The 18,045-nt window shown below is 39.8% G+C and carries 13 protein-coding genes, 2 tRNA genes and 1 CRISPR repeat array; of the genes, 7 read left to right on the top strand and 8 right to left on the bottom strand.

All coding sequences use genetic code 11. The features are described from left to right. Positions 1 to 659 precede the first annotated feature (659 nt). A CRISPR array of direct repeats spans positions 660 to 2,630; the repeat unit is 47 nt; unit sequence GGTGCGAATGCACAGACTAAAGTACGAAATTGAAAGCTATTCACAAC. Positions 2,631 to 2,659: 29 nt separating this feature from the next. Both feoB and ACFO3G_RS06510 read right to left on the bottom strand, forming a co-directional pair. Further along, positions 2,660 to 4,825, bottom strand: a complete 2,166-nt coding sequence (feoB, locus tag ACFO3G_RS06515) for a ferrous iron transport protein B (RefSeq protein WP_380079135.1) — start codon at positions 4,823 to 4,825, stop codon at positions 2,660 to 2,662. 3 nt (positions 4,826 to 4,828) lie between these two features. After that, a complete protein-coding gene (locus tag ACFO3G_RS06510) occupies positions 4,829 to 5,767 on the bottom strand; it encodes a metal-dependent transcriptional regulator (protein WP_380079133.1) in 939 nt (312 codons plus the stop codon). 408 nt (positions 5,768 to 6,175) lie between these two features. Between ACFO3G_RS06510 and ACFO3G_RS06505 the strand changes: the two genes are divergently transcribed. From ACFO3G_RS06505 to ACFO3G_RS06480, 6 genes are all read left to right on the top strand, one after another. Next, positions 6,176 to 7,954 carry an InlB B-repeat-containing protein gene (locus ACFO3G_RS06505; RefSeq protein ID WP_380079131.1) on the top strand — a complete coding sequence of 593 codons (1,779 nt, stop codon included), beginning with the start codon at positions 6,176 to 6,178 and terminating at the stop codon, positions 7,952 to 7,954. Positions 7,955 to 8,232: 278 nt separating this feature from the next. Then, a complete protein-coding gene (locus tag ACFO3G_RS06500) occupies positions 8,233 to 8,775 on the top strand; it encodes a DUF4199 domain-containing protein (protein ID WP_380079129.1) in 543 nt (180 codons plus the stop codon). 2 nt (positions 8,776 to 8,777) lie between these two features. Then, on the top strand, positions 8,778 to 9,737 hold the full coding sequence (locus ACFO3G_RS06495) for a glycosyltransferase (protein WP_380079127.1): 960 nt from the start codon (positions 8,778 to 8,780) through the stop codon (positions 9,735 to 9,737). Between the two features lie 94 nt (positions 9,738 to 9,831). Then, positions 9,832 to 9,905 (top strand) — tRNA-Met (locus ACFO3G_RS06490). A gap of 46 nt (positions 9,906 to 9,951) precedes the next feature. Then, positions 9,952 to 10,025: transfer RNA gene (locus ACFO3G_RS06485), tRNA-Met, on the top strand. 87 nt (positions 10,026 to 10,112) lie between these two features. Then, positions 10,113 to 10,469, top strand: coding sequence for a DUF6122 family protein (locus tag ACFO3G_RS06480; protein WP_380079125.1), 357 nt, complete (start codon positions 10,113 to 10,115; stop codon positions 10,467 to 10,469). Positions 10,470 to 10,500: 31 nt separating this feature from the next. On the opposite strand, the gene recO is transcribed toward ACFO3G_RS06480, so the two are convergent. From recO to ACFO3G_RS06450, 6 genes are all read right to left on the bottom strand, one after another. Next, the gene (gene recO, locus ACFO3G_RS06475) at positions 10,501 to 11,223 is read right to left on the bottom strand and encodes a DNA repair protein RecO (RefSeq protein WP_380079123.1); all 723 of its coding nucleotides are present in this window, start codon (positions 11,221 to 11,223) and stop codon (positions 10,501 to 10,503) included. An 89-nt stretch (positions 11,224 to 11,312) separates the two neighbouring features. Beyond that, the gene (locus ACFO3G_RS06470; RefSeq protein ID WP_380079121.1) at positions 11,313 to 14,345 is read right to left on the bottom strand and encodes a C10 family peptidase; all 3,033 of its coding nucleotides are present in this window, start codon (positions 14,343 to 14,345) and stop codon (positions 11,313 to 11,315) included. Between the two features lie 123 nt (positions 14,346 to 14,468). Further along, on the bottom strand, positions 14,469 to 15,167 hold the full coding sequence (locus ACFO3G_RS06465) for a YjjG family noncanonical pyrimidine nucleotidase (protein ID WP_380079119.1): 699 nt from the start codon (positions 15,165 to 15,167) through the stop codon (positions 14,469 to 14,471). A 6-nt stretch (positions 15,168 to 15,173) separates the two neighbouring features. Beyond that, positions 15,174 to 16,034 carry a Cbp1 family collagen-binding glycoprotein adhesin gene (locus tag ACFO3G_RS06460; protein WP_380079117.1) on the bottom strand — a complete coding sequence of 287 codons (861 nt, stop codon included), beginning with the start codon at positions 16,032 to 16,034 and terminating at the stop codon, positions 15,174 to 15,176. A 29-nt stretch (positions 16,035 to 16,063) separates the two neighbouring features. Continuing rightward, on the bottom strand, positions 16,064 to 16,735 hold the full coding sequence (gene rsmI / locus ACFO3G_RS06455) for a 16S rRNA (cytidine(1402)-2'-O)-methyltransferase (protein WP_380079115.1): 672 nt from the start codon (positions 16,733 to 16,735) through the stop codon (positions 16,064 to 16,066). 3 nt (positions 16,736 to 16,738) lie between these two features. Further along, positions 16,739 to 17,458, bottom strand: a complete 720-nt coding sequence (locus tag ACFO3G_RS06450; protein WP_380079113.1) for a hypothetical protein — start codon at positions 17,456 to 17,458, stop codon at positions 16,739 to 16,741. Between the two features lie 167 nt (positions 17,459 to 17,625). Between ACFO3G_RS06450 and ACFO3G_RS06445 the strand changes: the two genes are divergently transcribed. Beyond that, positions 17,626 to 17,895, top strand: a complete 270-nt coding sequence (locus ACFO3G_RS06445; RefSeq protein ID WP_380079111.1) for a hypothetical protein — start codon at positions 17,626 to 17,628, stop codon at positions 17,893 to 17,895. Positions 17,896 to 18,045: the final 150 nt, after the last annotated feature.

The raw sequence follows: 18,045 nt of genomic DNA, 5'->3' as shown, positions 1-18,045 counted from the left end.
GACAGACAATTCGAAATAATTTCTTTAATTTGTACTCGTGTAAGATTCATACGGTTTATCGTTTTATTTTGTTTTTTTCAAAGATAACAGTCTTGAGTCTTACACACTTTTTCGGGACAGTATCTAACATTCAAATAGGACGGTTTCGTCCTATTGCTTTTGGGTTTTGTAGAGAATAAGCCTCTTTTGGAGTCCAAAAAGCATTGCTTTAGGACTAAAAATAGCCTTTAGATATTTAACATTATTTATCTAATTAACTGCAATTTCTGTGAAAGAATACAAGATTAATTTATGATTCAAAGCACATATTTTGATACAATTATATCGCAACAAAGGGATTTGAAACTATTGCACAAAATAGATCTACTTTATTGTTTATAGGTATTCTGATTCGTTCGACTACATGAGTTAGTTCACTTCACTATCATCAAACGTGCATCTTGTCCTTTTTGAATCAAAAGAGATGCCATTTATAAAGTTATTTTGAGGTTAAATAGAGGTTCATGTGATTAGATAAAGGTAAATCAATGATATTTTGAACTTAAACTACAATCTGTAAAAGCTACAAGACAATCCAAATTGATAGAAAATAAGGAGTGTTTTTTAATACTAAAATCAAATGATAACTAACTGATATACTTTAGTTTCTGTGCATTTCAGGTGCGAATGCACAGACTAAAGTACGAAATTGAAAGCTATTCACAACTACCGCTGTGTGTTCTGTCGGTGGTTCGTAGGTGCGAATGCACAGACTAAAGTACGAAATTGAAAGCTATTCACAACCAAGTTCGCAAAGCTCTTCAAGGTCCGATAGGTGCGAATGCACAGACTAAAGTACGAAATTGAAAGCTATTCACAACTACTGCCATTTGTTTAATCATAAATCATGTGGTGCGAATGCACAGACTAAAGTACGAAATTGAAAGCTATTCACAACGCAAAGTTGCACCCTTGATCAAGTGAAAAGGGTGCGAATGCACAGACTAAAGTACGAAATTGAAAGCTATTCACAACCTATATCATCATCGACAAAAAACACATCCTGGTGCGAATGCACAGACTAAAGTACGAAATTGAAAGCTATTCACAACGTTATATGGTAGAGGTGTATTTAGATAATCGGTGCGAATGCACAGACTAAAGTACGAAATTGAAAGCTATTCACAACCACCGCTGAGAGTTATGTGGCGGCTAACTCGGTGCGAATGCACAGACTAAAGTACGAAATTGAAAGCTATTCACAACAAGAAAATAACCGACACAGAGATAAGAGATGGTGCGAATGCACAGACTAAAGTACGAAATTGAAAGCTATTCACAACTCCGTTTATTTCCTACTTCCGACGATATACGGTGCGAATGCACAGACTAAAGTACGAAATTGAAAGCTATTCACAACTAAGTAGCTCACCTCCTTGTCGCATGGCACGGTGCGAATGCACAGACTAAAGTACGAAATTGAAAGCTATTCACAACTTGGAGTCTTTATAGTTGTTCAGATCGAACGGTGCGAATGCACAGACTAAAGTACGAAATTGAAAGCTATTCACAACTTATTTGCAGGCGTTCCCTTTGTTGCCCTGGGTGCGAATGCACAGACTAAAGTACGAAATTGAAAGCTATTCACAACTGATAGTCGCTTGTGCAGCTTGAAGTTGTTGGTGCGAATGCACAGACTAAAGTACGAAATTGAAAGCTATTCACAACGTTTTTGGCTGATCTTATTATCCTTGTGCGGGTGCGAATGCACAGACTAAAGTACGAAATTGAAAGCTATTCACAACTCAGCTCTTCGGCATTCACCTTGAAGCACTGGTGCGAATGCACAGACTAAAGTACGAAATTGAAAGCTATTCACAACCCTTTGGCAAAAACTCCTTTGATGGATACAGGTGCGAATGCACAGACTAAAGTACGAAATTGAAAGCTATTCACAACTCTATCGGCTTGGCATTGCTTTGCCCTTGAGGTGCGAATGCACAGACTAAAGTACGAAATTGAAAGCTATTCACAACTGTTCTGCCAGGATCGGGAGCAGGATAAAAGGTGCGAATGCACAGACTAAAGTACGAAATTGAAAGCTATTCACAACAAGATGGTTTATTTAATTGTATACCTCTTTGGTGCGAATGCACAGACTAAAGTACGAAATTGAAAGCTATTCACAACCTATTCTACATTTATCATTTTTATAAACTGGTGCGAATGCACAGACTAAAGTACGAAATTGAAAGCTATTCACAACGAAATGGTAATTCCATCATTGTGCTGCCAAGGTGCGAATGCACAGACTAAAGTACGAAATTGAAAGCTATTCACAACCTCTCGCTTCTTAGCTTGGAAATCCCTTTGGGTGCGAATGCACAGACTAAAGTACGAAATTGAAAGCTATTCACAACAACCCCACTTAACATGGCCCAAGGGTATTTGGTGCGAATGCACAGACTAAAGTACGAAATTGAAAGCTATTCACAACTCAACCCTTGTTGTTCCATCTCAACCATCAGGTGCGAATGCACAGACTAAAGTACGAAATTGAAAGCTATTCACAACGAAGTTATACGTCAAATGCGCTGAAGCGGAGGTGCGGATGCGCTGACCAGAGTATAAAACAGAAAGCTATTCACAACTCTATTGATTAATACTTATTGGAAAAAGATCAGAATAACCTATATATAGCTGCTACAATGATAGTCACAACTACCCCGGTCAATAGGGGAAGTAATGCCGATACAGCAGTCCACTTAACGCTCTTAGTCTCCTTATATATATTGTACAAAGTGGTACTGCATGGATTGTGCAACAGACAGAAAAGCATAAGATTGATGCCGGTCAGAAGAGTCCATCCACCTGCTCGGAAAAGTTCAGCGGCTTCAGCAGGACTATTTGCATCAAACATTACCCCATCACCGGCTCCTCCAGCAATTCCTGTAGTCATAACCGTAAGCATCAAGATGGTAGGTATAACAATTTCATTGGCAGGTATTGCTAAAATGTAGGCCAATAGAATAACTCCATTGAGTCCCATCAACCATCCCGGTCCTTCGAGAATATCAATCAAATGGGCAGCTATGCTCATCGAACCAATATTGATATTACAACTAAGCCAGATAAGAGCACCGGCCGGTGCAGCAAAAACCACAGCTCGCCACAAAACCACAAGTGTACGATCCACTACAGACTTATATATGGTTTGCCAAAACTGTGGAGGACGATAAGGGGGAAGCTCCAGATTGAATGAGGAGACTTGTCCTCTGAGCATAGTCCTGGAAAGGACCCAAGAGAAGAAAAACATAAATGCAATTCCCAACAATGCAATCGCCACAACAGCTCCTACCCCTACAAAACCGGACATATATGCAGGAGCAAGCGGCGCTAAAAAGATTGTAGCTAATAAGATCTGTGTCGGCCAACGACCATTGCAAAGAGAAAAGTTGTTGGTCAGAATAGCTATCATTCGCTCCCTCGGGCTATCGATAATGCGAGTATTGATAACCGCAGCAGCATTGCATCCAAACCCCATTGTCATGGTAAGGGCTTGCTTACCATGCGCTCCGGCACGCCTAAAGAGTTCATCCAAATTGAAAGCTACCCGAGGAAGAAATCCAAAATCTTCCAACAAGGTAAATAGGGGGAAGAATATCGCCATGGGAGGAAGCATCACACTCACGACCCAAGCTGTCGTCAGATAGATCCCATCAACGAGGAAGCCATTGAGCCACTTGGGCAAAAAGTCGAGCCATGTCTTAAGACGAGGATGAAGGTATCCAACAAGCGAATCACTCAACCACTCAGAGGGATAGTTTGAACCAACAATAGTAATCCATAAAACGATAGCCAACATTACGAGCATGATGGGAAATCCCCATATCTTGGATGTGACGATGCGGTCAATCTTTATATCCAAAGGTGTTCGTCCTCGTTTATTCTTCTGAACAACCACCTCACTGCATATTTTCCCGGCTTCTGCATAAAGAGCTTCTGTAAGTTGATCATGCAAATCATCTCCCAATTCAAGTTTCAAACGAGTGATAAGTGATTTTAACTCATTGATATCTGATTCAGGCAGGTCTCTGAATATCATCTCCCCTACCTCTTTGTCTTCCTCCAAAAGTCTGAGAGCAAGCCATCTCTTGTTGGGACGTTCGGGATGAAACTTTGCAATCAAAGCAATCAGTTGCTGTAGTTTAAGGTCCACAGTAGGCTTGATGCTATTGATGCGGTTAGGACGACAAACGATTTCTCCAGAAGCAACATCCAGCAAAGTCTTCAACAAGTCATCCATACCCTTGCCACTTCGAGCCGAAGCTCCAACAACCGGGATTCCTAATCTTCTTGACAGACCATTTACATCCAAATCTATTCCATTTCGCTTAGCCTCATCCATTAGATTGGCACAAAGAACAGCTTTGTCCGTTATCTCCAAAATCTGCAAAATGAGATTCATATTACGCTCTATCCTTGTAGCATCGGCGACAATTAATGTGACATCCGGCTGTCCAAACAAAATGAAGTCTCGAGCAATCTCTTCATCTTCAGAGGTTGACAATAGAGAATAAGTCCCGGGCAAATCCACAATCTTAAAAGACTTTTGATTATAGCCAAAAGCCCCTTCGGCTCGTTCAACAGTCTTACCGGGCCAATTACCGGTATGCTGTTTAAGTCCTGTCAATGCATTAAAAATGGTACTCTTCCCGGTGTTTGGATTACCGGCAAGAGCTATTGTATAGTCAAAGCCTTTTATTTCTGACCCAAGCCGCTTTAAGGAAGCAGCCGAACAATTTGCCGAACATCCCTTACAAGATTTATTGTCATTCGTATTCATATACTACCTCCTAATCAAGATATAACGAGATTGATCCTTCCTCAAAGCGATAGCTGTACCTCTTACGACATAGGCAATCGGATTACCCATAGGACTTGTCAAATCAATAGAGATACGACTCCCCTTGACAAAACCAAGATCAAGAAGTCGCCTTCTCGCCACCCCTTTACAAGCGCTGCTTATTCCCGCTATAGTAGCCTCTTCGCCCTGTTTCAGGGTAGTTAGTTTATGAAGCTCTCCCATTTCCTCTATCTCTGTGCAATCTGTACAAAGCTGAAGTTTAAGATTGTTGGCAGCATCAAGGCTTAAGGAATGAAGTTCTCCCTCAAAAATAATTCTAATCTCATTTCCCTGCATCTCCTCAATTTTGAAAGCAGAACCAGGCAAAAGACCTATCTCCTGCAAAGTATTGAAGAGTTCGATCGGCTGATCTTCTACCTGAACAACTCTGACCACATCTCCTGCCTCAAAAGAATCAATCGTATGTGCATGGACCTCTGCAACCGCCCCCTTATCATCCGGGATTGGGTCTCCATGTGGATCAAAAAGGGGATGTCCCAGTTTTGCAGATAGTTTATCTTGCTCATAGTCAGAAATATGATGTTCCTTCCTACATGCCTCTTCATGCCATTCAGTTGGCTTAAAGCCAGAATGCTCAGATAGATACTTCTCATAAAGTCGATGACGACGGATGATTTTAAGAGCATAGGCCCTTCCTTCTCCGGTAAGTTTCTTCTCATTGTCAGAAAAGTATCCTAAACTTATCAAACGCTTGACAATTTTATCCGCCTTGCGAATACTTAAATTACAATTAGAGGCAAAACAAGACAACGAAAATGGAATGTGCTTTTTTTCAATAGCGTGTATCACTTTCAGCGCATCTTCATTCTGCTCTCTCTTACGCTCTTTACTATCCAACCAATCAAATATATGCAGTTTCATATTTTCTATTTTCTAACTTACCGACACAAAGGTCATCATTATTAATAACAATCTCTATACCAAGATAATAGTATATTCAAAGGATACTTCTTACGCTATCTTTCAATGCTAAATTAGACATTTAGGCATAGATAATTCATCTATGAAATCTATACTGCAATACACTATATATTCATAACATTAATTAAGCTGTCATTTGATTATTTTGGATAATAACAAATGATCTGACAGCAAGAAGCCCCCTCTATAATCCTATTTGTTTTTGTTTCTAATTCTAAACTCGTTATTCTCTCTGAATAGGCAACAAAATTGAATGAAACATATGTAATCACTACCTTTGCGCTCCAATTTGTGAAAATTGAAGCCGTCAAAAGAATTGCGGCAAAATGAAATGTTATTTATTAAATTATGAAAAGACTACTACAATTAACCCTGTGGCTGTCACTCTTTACCATACTTGGAGGAGTAACAAACAGCTATGCACAGGAGGTCAAAAGGACCGCACTTGAAGTAACAAATGAACAAGTTGACTCTGACAAAGTCTCCGATGCGAAGGAAGAATCAGTCAAGGTTGGATTTAGCCTTTACAATGCCGGGAAGATCACTGTCACCGACAAAGAGACTCAAAAAGAAATCGAGATTGCCGGCAATGCCTGCAATGTTGTCGTTGGACACACTATTATTATCAACGGAGAAGGCCAAGATGGCATGAAGTTCGTCAAAGGTTCTTTTGCCAAGCCATACCAATCACCTTCATTTTTCGAGCAGCTACCCATGGAGATTGCCGTTCCTAAGGAGGGGTTAAAAATCATGCTTCGCTTCGGTCACATCATTGAATTTGGTGTACGAGGCGAAGGCGGAAAGATCACTGCTCAAAAAACTGAAGAAGAGGATGACGAATGGGGAGATACAGACGAATTTACATCCGATATCAATTCAGGAGATTCTTTCAACGTCGGAGATGTCACAAAAGTAACTTTCCATGCTACTTCCAACGAGGGGTATCTTATCAAAGCATGGTATCTCAATGGAGAGATCCAACAAGGAAGAGAAAACTCTTTCACTGTCAAGAATCCACAAAAGAGTCTCAAAGTCGAGGTCGAATTTGAAGCTGTCCCAATCAAGCATTTCGCAGTCAGCCTGACTGCCACACCTATGAAGGGAGCAAAAGAGCTTTGGATTGCACAAGCAGCTAACAAGAATAACAACTTCGTCAAGGTAGAAGGCCTATCTTCAGAACTTGAAGAGGGAATGAGTGTTGAATTTAATATCAATGTAAATGATGGTTATGCCTTCGATGGATTTTATATTGGAAGTGACAAGCAAGTATCAGAAGGAGACCAATCAAAAGGATTTAGATTGGTCATTGATCGCCTTGATAAGGCTATAAACGTAATTGCCAAGATGAATGCCATCATAACTTTCGCTGTAGAAGGCGACAAGAATGGTAGTCTTACCGCTCAAATCGATGATAAGTCAATCAAAAGTGGATCCGGAATCGAAAGTGGCAAAAGTATTCTGCTTACAGCAACACCCAACGATAAGTTTATTATAAAGAGATGGATTGTCGATGGCAAAGATCTTACCCTTGAAGACGGCTCTCTCAATACAGACCAAACAATTAACCTAACAATGGGTGAAGATCCTAAAGATGTAAAGGTTGAGTTTATGATTGCACCCAAAAAGAAATATCAAATCATAGCTACTACAAGTGATAAAGAACTTGGTTCATTCTCAATCTTCGATATTACATCCGGCAACAAAAATGAAGTAGCTAACGAAAGCAGTCTTGAAGAAGGAACAGAGCTTCTGTTTGTGCTTGACTTGAAAGATAATGTCAAAGTCGATACAGTTACCGTCAATAATCAAAAGGGAATCAATCTTGATGAGAAAATGTCTTTTAAGATCAACCTAAACGACACCAACTGCAAAGAAGGAAAGCTCACCGTCTTCGCAAAACTTATCAATACTGAAAGCACTTCTGCAGTAATGAATACAACCAAAGTATATGCAATCGAGAATGAAGTATATATTGAGACGACAACAAGTACTTCATACCAAATCTTTACTATCGGAGGCAAAAAGATTAAGCAAGGTATAGCCAATACCCACGATAGCTTCAGATTAAATTCAGGAGCATACATTGTGGTTATTGATAATAAAGTATTTAAGCTGCTTGTGAAGTGATAACAAAAGAAAAATTGTTTCGACAGGTAGATAAACTCAAATATCGCATGTCGTAATAGAGATTAATCAAGGACTAAACAAAGTCCTGGAGACTGTAAAAGGCTGTGTCCGGCTAACCTAAAGCCCGGACACAGCCTTCGTTATATTCCAAAAGAAGAAGATACAGCAATTCCAAATTACTATCATCTATAATTGTTTTGAGCATCTAAAATGAGGCAAAGATTTCTAATAACGACTCATTCTATTTAACTTTGCCGGCTGTACAATAAATATCATTTATGCAACAACCTAATTTATTAGAAGACCGATCCGGCTTATATCATCACGCCGCAAAAAGTGGTCTTGTATTTGGACTTTTTTGGATTATCAAATACCTATGTGTCTTTGGTATCTTTAGGATGCCTTTATTTATGGGGCTCATTTATATGGGGCTTACTATTTATGTGCCCTTTATGGCCTATTCTTTAACGAAAAAATATAGGGATAGCTTGTCTTCAGAACGATTTAGCTTTTCGCATGGGTGGCTTTTTGGCATCCTGCTATATTTTTTCGCATCGATTCTTGTAACAATTCCTCACTTTATCTTTTATTCTTACATACTCCCCGCAAATCTACCTCAGATACTTGATCAGATGAGATCCGTTGGTTTCGACAAGACTTTACTTAGAGCCATTGAAACTTCTATGAATGAAATCTCGCCTATCAAAAGAGCTTTGGGAGATATCTCAAACAACACTATCTGGGGAATTGTCTTTTCGCTTCCCGTGGCAATCTTGCTCAAAAGGAATGCACCTATCTCAAACAATACTAATCAGCAATAACCATGCCCGATATATCAGTAGTCATCCCATTATATAATGAAGAAGAATCCCTTCCGGAGCTTACTTCCTGGATCAAAAAGGTGATGGATGAGCATCAGTTTAGTTATGAAATTATCTTTGTTGATGATGGAAGTACCGACAATTCTTGGAAGGTTATCGAGTCCTTGAGGGAATCTAATGAACACATCAAAGCCATAAAGTTTAGGAAGAACTATGGCAAAAGTCCCGGTCTTCATTGTGGCTTTGCCAAAGCTCAAGGCGATGTAGTGATCACGATGGATGCCGACCTTCAAGATAGTCCGGACGAGATACCGGAGCTCTATCGAATGATCCAAGAAGATGGATATGACTTAGTCAGCGGTTGGAAGAAAAAACGCTACGACCCAAAACTGACCAAAAATCTTCCCTCCAAACTCTTCAATGCTTCAGCAAGGAAAATATCGGGCATTCACAACCTTCATGATTTCAACTGTGGACTCAAGGCCTATAAAAAGGATGTTGTCAAAAACATAGAAGTCTACAATGATATGCATCGCTATATCCCCTACCTTGCCAAGGAAGCCGGCTTTACCAAGATAGGTGAAAAGGTAGTACAACACCAAGCACGAAAATATGGCAAGAGCAAGTTTGGTCTGAGTAGGTTTTTCAATGGTTACCTTGATCTGATGACATTATGGTTTACCTCTAAATTTGGAAGAAAGCCTATGCACTTCTTCGGACTATTGGGATCATTGGTCTTCCTAATCGGTTTTATAGCGCTTGCAATCATTCTAATCAACAAATTTGTGTGCTTGCACGAAGGAGTACCGGCTCCACTGGTTACTGACAGGCCCTACTTTTTCATTGCTTTGACGGCAATGATTATTGGGACACAGCTTTTCCTTGCCGGATTTATAGGAGAGCTTCTCAGTAGACAATCCTCAGATAGAAATAGTTATAAGATAGAGCAAGAGTTGTTCTAAAAGGACCAACTAAGAATTTTCTCTTAACCTATTGTAAAAACAAAATATTATCTTACCTTTGCAACCGTTATTGCAAGGGCGATACAAAAGATTTGGCGAGATAGCTCAGCTGGTTAGAGCGCATGATTCATAATCATGAGGTCCCCGGTTCAATCCCGGGTCTCGCTACATCTCGAAGATTGCATTAGAGAAAGCATTAAAATTTATTGGTTATGGCGAGATAGCTCAGCTGGTTAGAGCGCATGATTCATAATCATGAGGTCCCCGGTTCAATCCCGGGTCTCGCTACGAAGATAAAGGGAGTTGCAGTTTAGATTGCAACTCCCTTTATTGTTTCAAAATTATCAACAAGCATAATACCTTTGTGAAGGAGAAATGGAAATACTACGGATTATAGTTCACTATTCGCTGCATTTGCTGGCACCTGCACTGATAGCATTATGTTTTCCGAAGGGACAAAGAGTCAAAGCATACCTCATATTACTGTCAACCATGCTTGTAGACTTGGATCATTTGCTATCCACCCCCATCTTTGATCCCAATAGATGCAGCGTTGGCAGACATCTTCTACACAGTTATCTGTGCTGTGGCATCTATCTTATTATGTGCTTTGTTCCATACAAAAAGCTTCACTTACCGGAGTGGTTGCGAATAGTGGGTATCGGACTTACTCTGCATATGCTGACCGATCTACAAGATTTTTACTTTTGGAGATGGTTAGGGGTAATCTAACAATAGCTAAGCTCTTAAGTATGGGCAAGATTTAACCAAACATTTCTTTGAGCACCTCCAAGGTTTTTAGTTCTCCGAATGGAGGTAAGTGCAATCTATAATAGGTAATAAGGTATTTAAGTGCTATCTGTCTCTCTTGCCTTGTAAAACGATACAGATGCATATTATGATAGTTTATTCGCTGAAACGTGGGCAAGAAAGTGGCCTCACGGGGCGATATATATGGTCCGTTAGGCATCACATTGGTAAAGCAACTCTCTGTCATATCAAAGAATTGACGATTATCCGAACAATCAAAGTCCGGTGAGAACCCCAGATGCATCAGAAGATAATAGAGAAAACATAAATGGAAGTTTGCCGATGAATCTTCCGTCTCATCCAAAAATTGAAATGACTGACAGATAAAATCATACATCTGATTATCGGGTTCGGGCTCTCGTAATATTCGGTACAATAGCTCAGATAAGAACATCATGATTGTTGCCTTGATTGGGTCAAGACGAATGCTGTTGTATGCGTTAACAATCGAAAACTGAGAAATCCTAACCAAAGAATTCTTCTTGTTGACATCACCAATCAATTCGACTTCAAGTGGAGGCGAAGAGAGGAGATTGTTTCGCTTTGAGCGCTTAGATTTTGATTTTGCCACCAATGCTCCTACCAATCCCCTCTGTCTTGTGTATAGGTAAACAATATCGTTTCGATCATTATACGCAATTGAATGCAGTGTTATTCCTCTTAATGTTGTCAGCATATCTTACTATATATAAACCCAATTGACCTCTTTTGATAAGACATCAAGGTAAAGGATAGATTCTCCCCAAAACTAATATTATCGAGTGTTTAGAAGTTTACCCCACCAAGTTTATATCTTTCGTCTCCTATTTTGAGAATGACCGAATCTAATCTCAGCCCTTTGATTTGAAGGTTGCCACAATCATCAGTAAGGTACTTGCCTACTATATATCCTCTCAAATCATACAATATGACTAAGGTCTTAGGATGGGCATCTCTAATGCTAATCGAGCCATCCTCTGTACTACTTATTTTGATAAGACTATTCTCAATACAAGAAGATGAGGTTATCTCTTCAAAGATAGCTTTTACATTGGTATCTTTGATAAGGATAAACTCTTGTTTACCCAATATATCTGCTCCATTCGCTGTTAATGATGACAACTTATATCTTCGAGAATCCTTTGCTCGAGCCAAAATTATCACATGACTTCCTATTGGCAAATCCACCTCCGACTTATAATCATAACCTTTGACAAAGAGCTCACCTTCCCCCTCCTTAATCAATCTGACCTTGGCCTTTCGTTTTTTAAATTCAGCCCTCAAGCTACAATCCTGATTAACGATAATGGAGCTATTATGTGATAGTTCCTGATCATTGAGATAAACCTTATCCAACTCATAGCCAAAATCAGGATAGCAACCGATATAAATACGACGTCCTTGAGGAATGGGCAACCCTTCCGGCCAATTTGCCATGAAAATCTTACCTCCTTCTGTGTCTTCTATCTTGACTTGATTGAAAACCGTTTGCTTATCCCGTAAGAATACTCGCTGCCTCAGCGGAATCAAATCATAGATTCTATGATAGATCGAATCATAGATCGCACACTCTACATAAGCTTTCCCATACTTCACAGTAAGATCCGAAATCGAATCAATCAGTTCCGGTCCAACATCAAATCGCAATGGAGTCATTTGCCCATTCCATATAGTGTCAATGTGACATGTATCTATCGGGATAAGATGAGCATCCATTTCACCTTCTCGGGGAACGGCAAGAGACATCACGACATTCAATCGTTTCTGATGGTTATGAATATTAAGATTCCTTAAGCTAAATCCGGCAATGCAAGGTGAAGATAACTCGATAGGATAAGCTTCTTCCTCCAGCATAGTAGTATCTATCTCGACCAAATAGCCATCTCTATGTTTATCAGGATCAGATACAAGTACATTAGAAAGCAGCGTTTTAATCATCTTGTATTTTGGTATGGCAATAACAATATCAACAGATTGGTCGGCATATAGCCCCAACCTATCGATATCAAAAGAAAACTCTTTTACAGTGACAGCAGGGAAGACGCATCTATAATTGGTACTAAAGAGCAATTGCTTCGTACCGGCCTTGTAGAAATAAAGCAAGACATCCGTGAGAGCCTCCAGGTTGGCCATATTATGGATAGAACACTCAACCTTGCTCTTTTCAAAACTCACAAGACTTGCTTGAGCTTCATCTTTAATATCCAAATAAGTCAAGCTGATGGGAGGTTTCTCAAAATATCTGATATTACACGAAGCATCACTATGTAAGATGAGATGATCATTGCATCCATACACCTTCTGAAGACGATGAAATGCACCATCTTCAGCCTTTGATTCGGCATAGACTATATACTTCTCATTGGGTTTGGAAAGTTGTAGCTTGGCACCTTTTTCTTGAAGAATATAATACATATCCACATCATAAGAGGTTGGCGCAACAAAAGATTTGGCTTGTGTTGGTGTTACATACCGATCAGTCGGATCCGAAGCATTCTCAACCACCAAACGAATCTCTGAATCCAAATGTCTTACCTGTTGCATGCTCACTCTCAAACGACACTGCACTTGACCACCTGAAGTCGTTTGTGTGAGTCCCCAACACTCCACTTCAGTAGGTTTCATCTGAGAGGAAAAATCATAATCAGGCACAAAATTTAGAACGATGCTCTGTCCATAGTTGAAGCCTCCCATACCTCCCCCCGTACCCAACTCGGGAGGATTAAGGGCATTGAGGGGGAAATATCCATCCGAAAGACCTCCCCACCCCCAATTGATATGAAAAAGACCTCTCTCATCATAGCCATCACACACGAAAGCATGACCTCCATTGGTACCATATCCTGAATATAAAACAGGTCTTTTCTTATCCAGTTCGGCTCTAATTCTACTCTCCCATTCCTGTTGAGTGGTAAGATTTCTGTGATAGAGATATATGCCTTTATCGTAATGAAAATGATCTCTCAAAGCTCTTATTACATGGACATCATACGCACCACTCCCGCTCAATGTGTATAGCATATCCTCAGCCATACCAACATGAGCACACAAAGTACCCAAGGCTTTTATCTCATTGGGTTTTGCCTGACGGACATGATCAAATCGCTCCGGCATCGAATCCCAATCATAAGGAACATCATAATTCACCGACAATCTCTGATCCCTCCACTTATAAGAATGACTCCCTTCTCCTTTTTCGGGCCATTTGTAATACCTCATAATCTGAGCTGTAGCAGTAGCGACACAGCCGACAGGACAATGTCTGCCTTCTATCATCGGAGTCTCACTATTCCATGGATAGCCTTGATTCCAAGCAATATTTTTTAGAAGAGGGGACTGAGATCGATCACATGAAGATTTTCTCAACGGGATCGACTCTTCACCCATAATCATTCGGGCAACATAGGCATCAAACAGCTGAAGATATTCCTTCAAATTGCATGGCATATCATCCTCCGAATAACTTTCGGAAAGACCATACCCCAAGACCTCAGGAAGTCGATCATCACCCGATACAATAACAAAGCCCGGCAAATTACCTCTATTGAAGATGTAGTACAAGTGTACACATTCTTTATTCTGAATATCATCACTTCGCAAAGAATGTGACAAAACAGGAGCCTTTACAAGTACAAGATTATTGACTTCGCCTCTAAGAGTACTTCGGCTTTCAAAGAAACGGCAAGCAATAGTCTTTGCTTCAAAGCTATTTATTGGACGTGCATAAAGGAGAAAAGAGGAATTGACAAAGCACGCAAAGAAAAGTATCAAAAGAGACTCAACAATTCTTTTGACACGAACAGACATAATCGTTTTCATTTATAATAAAAAGCAGTAGCAGCCTTGAGAGCTACCAATTCTACCAACTGTATCAATCATCTCGACCAATACAAATCAATTATTCAAAGTTGTTGGATAAGACTGTGATTACAATAGAATTTGTTATAAAAACTCCAGACAGTCTCTTAATTTAGCAATTTGACGTACCGGTCGTGTTGTACCATCTTCCGGCATATTCAATTTATAAGGATTGAACCATACAGATGGAATCTTGGCATTATGGGCACCAACAATATCAGCATCCCAGCTGTCTCCGATCATTACAGTCTCGGCACGACGACCACGACAGGTGGAGAGAGCCCGATCAAAAATCATCTTGTGAGGCTTATTGATACCGACATCCTCCGAAAGCACCATAAAATCGACAAAAGGAGCAAGACCACTATTTCTCAACTTAGCATCTTGAACTTCTCTAAAACCATTACTTACAACCACAATTTTATAACGATTGTGGAGATATTCCAACACCTCAAGAGCTCCTTCGACAACACCGGTCTTACTGGCAGAACTGGCCAAAAAGCGATCATTGATCATCAGGATCTCCTCATCAGTAAGAGAAATCACTCCTTCCAAAGGCTCTCTAAAACGAGTAAGTGTTAGTTCGTTCTTATTGATCAACCCCTTGCGATATTCACCCCAAAGACGATCATTGATACAGTAATACTTTTCAAAGAACGTCTCAAAAGAAGCAAAATGCCGACCCCATCCGAGGTCGGCATAGACTTCATTAAGACATTCTTTGTTGTTGTTGAAAGTATCCCAAAGGGTATCGTCCAAATCTACAAAGATGTTCTTAATCATTATGACTTATTTTACCTTAACTACCAATACCTTAGAATTTGACCAGAACTTGTCTGCATTCTTAATCACCAAAGTAAGCATCTTGTCCGCATTCTTGATTAGCTCATAGCTTTCAGAAGGATGACTGGTCAAAATATCAGCCTTTTTAGAATGAAGAGGAATTTGAGAAATCTTTCGAAGATCACCTGTGGTAAAGTAGTTCATATTAGCTGAAGAACCAATATTCAAACGGCCCTTTACGAGGACACCCATCTCTTTGAGGTCGGCATTTGTACCGATGCAATAGCGTACAGTATGGATTTGCTTGTCTTGCTCTGCAAGCTCTGCTTTTTGAGATGCTATCTCTGTCTCACGATCATTCAAATCAGAATTTTGCTTATTGATAATCGAATCTTGCATACCGATATAAAGATTCTTTCTAACCAATTCATCTTGAAGGCGCTGTACCTCTGCAGACTTTTCGTTAAATTGTCTCTTTAGTGATTCGATTGTTTTTTTAAGACCCTTGTTTTGCTGACCATACTTAGCCAACTTAGCATTCAATTCTTCAATAGCCTGCCTGTTAGCCTGCATCTTCTCATTAATGAGCTTCATATTGTCTTCAATACGCTCCTTCTGCGATTTGCGCATTTCTCCACTCGTGGGGCTTACATTAATCATGCCCTCCATGCGGTTGATCTCTTGAAAATTGAGCAACACTGAGCTTATTAAAGAGTCCATTTGGCTAATTTCTCGTTCATGGCCTTCATTAACAGCTGCAATACTGTCATATTGAGCTTGAAGATCTTTGCATGCACTGCTGTTTTTACCACACGAGGTAAGCATAAGTGCTGCAATAGCGAGACCTACAAAAAACTTTTTGTTCATAGCTTAGTAAATTTGAATTTTCTACTTGTTTATTTCTTTCCACCCAAGACGATGACAAACTCACCTCTTGGTGCATTATCTCTAAAATGTTGTGCAACCTCGTCCAATGAACCTCTTACAATCTCTTGATGAAGTTTGCTAATCTCTCGACAAGCAGCCACAGGGCGATCCGGGCCACAATGCTCGGATAGTTGCTCCAATGTTTTCAAAACCCGATAGGGCGATTCGTATATGACAATTGTACGCTCCTCTTCACTGAGTAACTTCAAGCGAGTCTGACGTCCTTTTTTGACAGGCAAAAAGCCTTCAAAGACGAACCGATCCATAGGCAATCCCGAATCGACCAAGGCAGGGATCAAGGCACAAGCACCGGGAAGACAATCAACCTCAATACCCGCTTCAGATGCCGCTCTGGTGAGCATAAATCCAGGATCACTTATACCGGGTGTACCTGCATCCGATATCAGAGCCACCTCTTCGCCCGCTAAGATACGCTGAATTATTGATTCTGTCGTCTTATGTTCATTAAACTTATGGTGACTTAACATCGGCTTATGGATATCATACCTCTTCAAAAGCACTGAACTTGTCCGGGTATCTTCCGCCAAGATTATATCAGCCTCTTGAAGCGCCCTCACAGCTCTAAAAGTCATATCTTCCAAATTGCCAATCGGGGTCGGCACAATAGTTAGTTTAGCCATAAGTCACATATAGTATTTTTGCAAAGCCTTCAGAAATATCTTCATCGTCTCATCTTCCTCTTCCAACTCAAAGATATCCATAATATATTTCTCAGCATCAAGCAGGGTTTCACAGCAACCAACCTGATCTTCAAAATCAGACACCAAATCTTCTCGATTGTGAAAACACATCTTCAAGACAGCATAATAATCAACAATAGGAAGAAGTTTACGCAAAACAAATGGTTGCAAATTTGCCTGATTTACCTCTTTCGATACCGGCTCTGCCAAAGACAAATCATCACTATCAGATTGCTCTTGATGATTGATTGTGCTGTGTGAGAGATCTCTATGAGTATGATCTACGATTTTATACCCACGGGAGGTTGCTCCAGACGTATCATTATCTTCCTCGCCTTGATCAATCACATATTCCGATTTATCCGAATAAGACAGCTCATCCAAAGTATTAAACAATCTCTCTTCATCTGTAATATCATTATCATTGGAAGATGTCTCCATATTCTCTTCGCTACAACCGAAATCTTGCGTACCATCTTTTGATAAAGAAGACAAAGAACTGCATAAACGCAAAGATATATCATGGCCTAAATCAAGCAACTGCTCCTGAAGGCGCAACAATTCACCTCTATCAAGTTTCTTAGACTCAAAAGAATCAACTATGCTTTTGCTAAGTAAATCTATCCTGCAAGACAATTCTTTGTACAAATTTTCTATCTCCATTATGGTTATATTTATACGCAAACGTAACAAAAAAAATGGCTCGCTAAATCTTTTTTAGCTCTATAAAGAACAAAAGAGAAGGGTTTAATAAGTCACATTGGTCTTTAAGTTACATTGCAAGAATACATATTATTTAGTATCTTGAGGGTCAAGAAAAGACTATGACCATGAAGTTAATCATATTACTTACCATACTTTTGATTGCTATCTTACTTGGCGGATTGTTCCTCCAAAGGATAAAAATATGGTCCTTTGTCTCCGAACAAATTACCATAACGGCAGACATCAAAATCAAACATCTCTATCATTTTTCTTTGGGTGCTGTGAAGCATGCAGAAAGAAATCTTTATTTGTTAAATAATATTACACCTTATTACACTCAAAAAGGGGCTCAAGCACCTCTTACTTATACTAAATTTCCTTCATTCCCGTGTTAGGGAACTCTGACCCCATACACACTTTGGGGCTGTGTCATTATTCGTAATGATTCAGCCTCTAATTTTTTAGCAACCTCTCATTTCTTGAGTTTAAGCAGCCAATTTTTGGATGGGAGCTACCATTGGACTCACAGGAACTCCTAAAACAGA

This window comes from Falsiporphyromonas endometrii, assembly GCF_042654485.1.
Lineage (GTDB): Bacteria > Bacteroidota > Bacteroidia > Bacteroidales > Porphyromonadaceae > Porphyromonas > Porphyromonas endometrii.
This window is presented reverse-complemented; position numbering and strand designations above follow the sequence as displayed.

Coding starts and splice junctions, on each gene's coding strand:
- feoB (WP_380079135.1), bottom strand. CDS start 4,825: ATGAATACGAATGACAATAAATCTTGTAAGGGATGTTCGGCAAATTGT.
- ACFO3G_RS06510 (WP_380079133.1), bottom strand. CDS start 5,767: ATGAAACTGCATATATTTGATTGGTTGGATAGTAAAGAGCGTAAGAGA.
- ACFO3G_RS06505 (WP_380079131.1), top strand. CDS start 6,176: ATGAAAAGACTACTACAATTAACCCTGTGGCTGTCACTCTTTACCATA.
- ACFO3G_RS06500 (WP_380079129.1), top strand. CDS start 8,233: ATGCAACAACCTAATTTATTAGAAGACCGATCCGGCTTATATCATCAC.
- ACFO3G_RS06495 (WP_380079127.1), top strand. CDS start 8,778: ATGCCCGATATATCAGTAGTCATCCCATTATATAATGAAGAAGAATCC.
- ACFO3G_RS06480 (WP_380079125.1), top strand. CDS start 10,113: ATGGAAATACTACGGATTATAGTTCACTATTCGCTGCATTTGCTGGCA.
- recO (WP_380079123.1), bottom strand. CDS start 11,223: ATGCTGACAACATTAAGAGGAATAACACTGCATTCAATTGCGTATAAT.
- ACFO3G_RS06470 (WP_380079121.1), bottom strand. CDS start 14,345: ATGAAAACGATTATGTCTGTTCGTGTCAAAAGAATTGTTGAGTCTCTT.
- ACFO3G_RS06465 (WP_380079119.1), bottom strand. CDS start 15,167: ATGATTAAGAACATCTTTGTAGATTTGGACGATACCCTTTGGGATACT.
- ACFO3G_RS06460 (WP_380079117.1), bottom strand. CDS start 16,034: ATGAACAAAAAGTTTTTTGTAGGTCTCGCTATTGCAGCACTTATGCTT.
- rsmI (WP_380079115.1), bottom strand. CDS start 16,735: ATGGCTAAACTAACTATTGTGCCGACCCCGATTGGCAATTTGGAAGAT.
- ACFO3G_RS06450 (WP_380079113.1), bottom strand. CDS start 17,458: ATGGAGATAGAAAATTTGTACAAAGAATTGTCTTGCAGGATAGATTTA.
- ACFO3G_RS06445 (WP_380079111.1), top strand. CDS start 17,626: ATGAAGTTAATCATATTACTTACCATACTTTTGATTGCTATCTTACTT.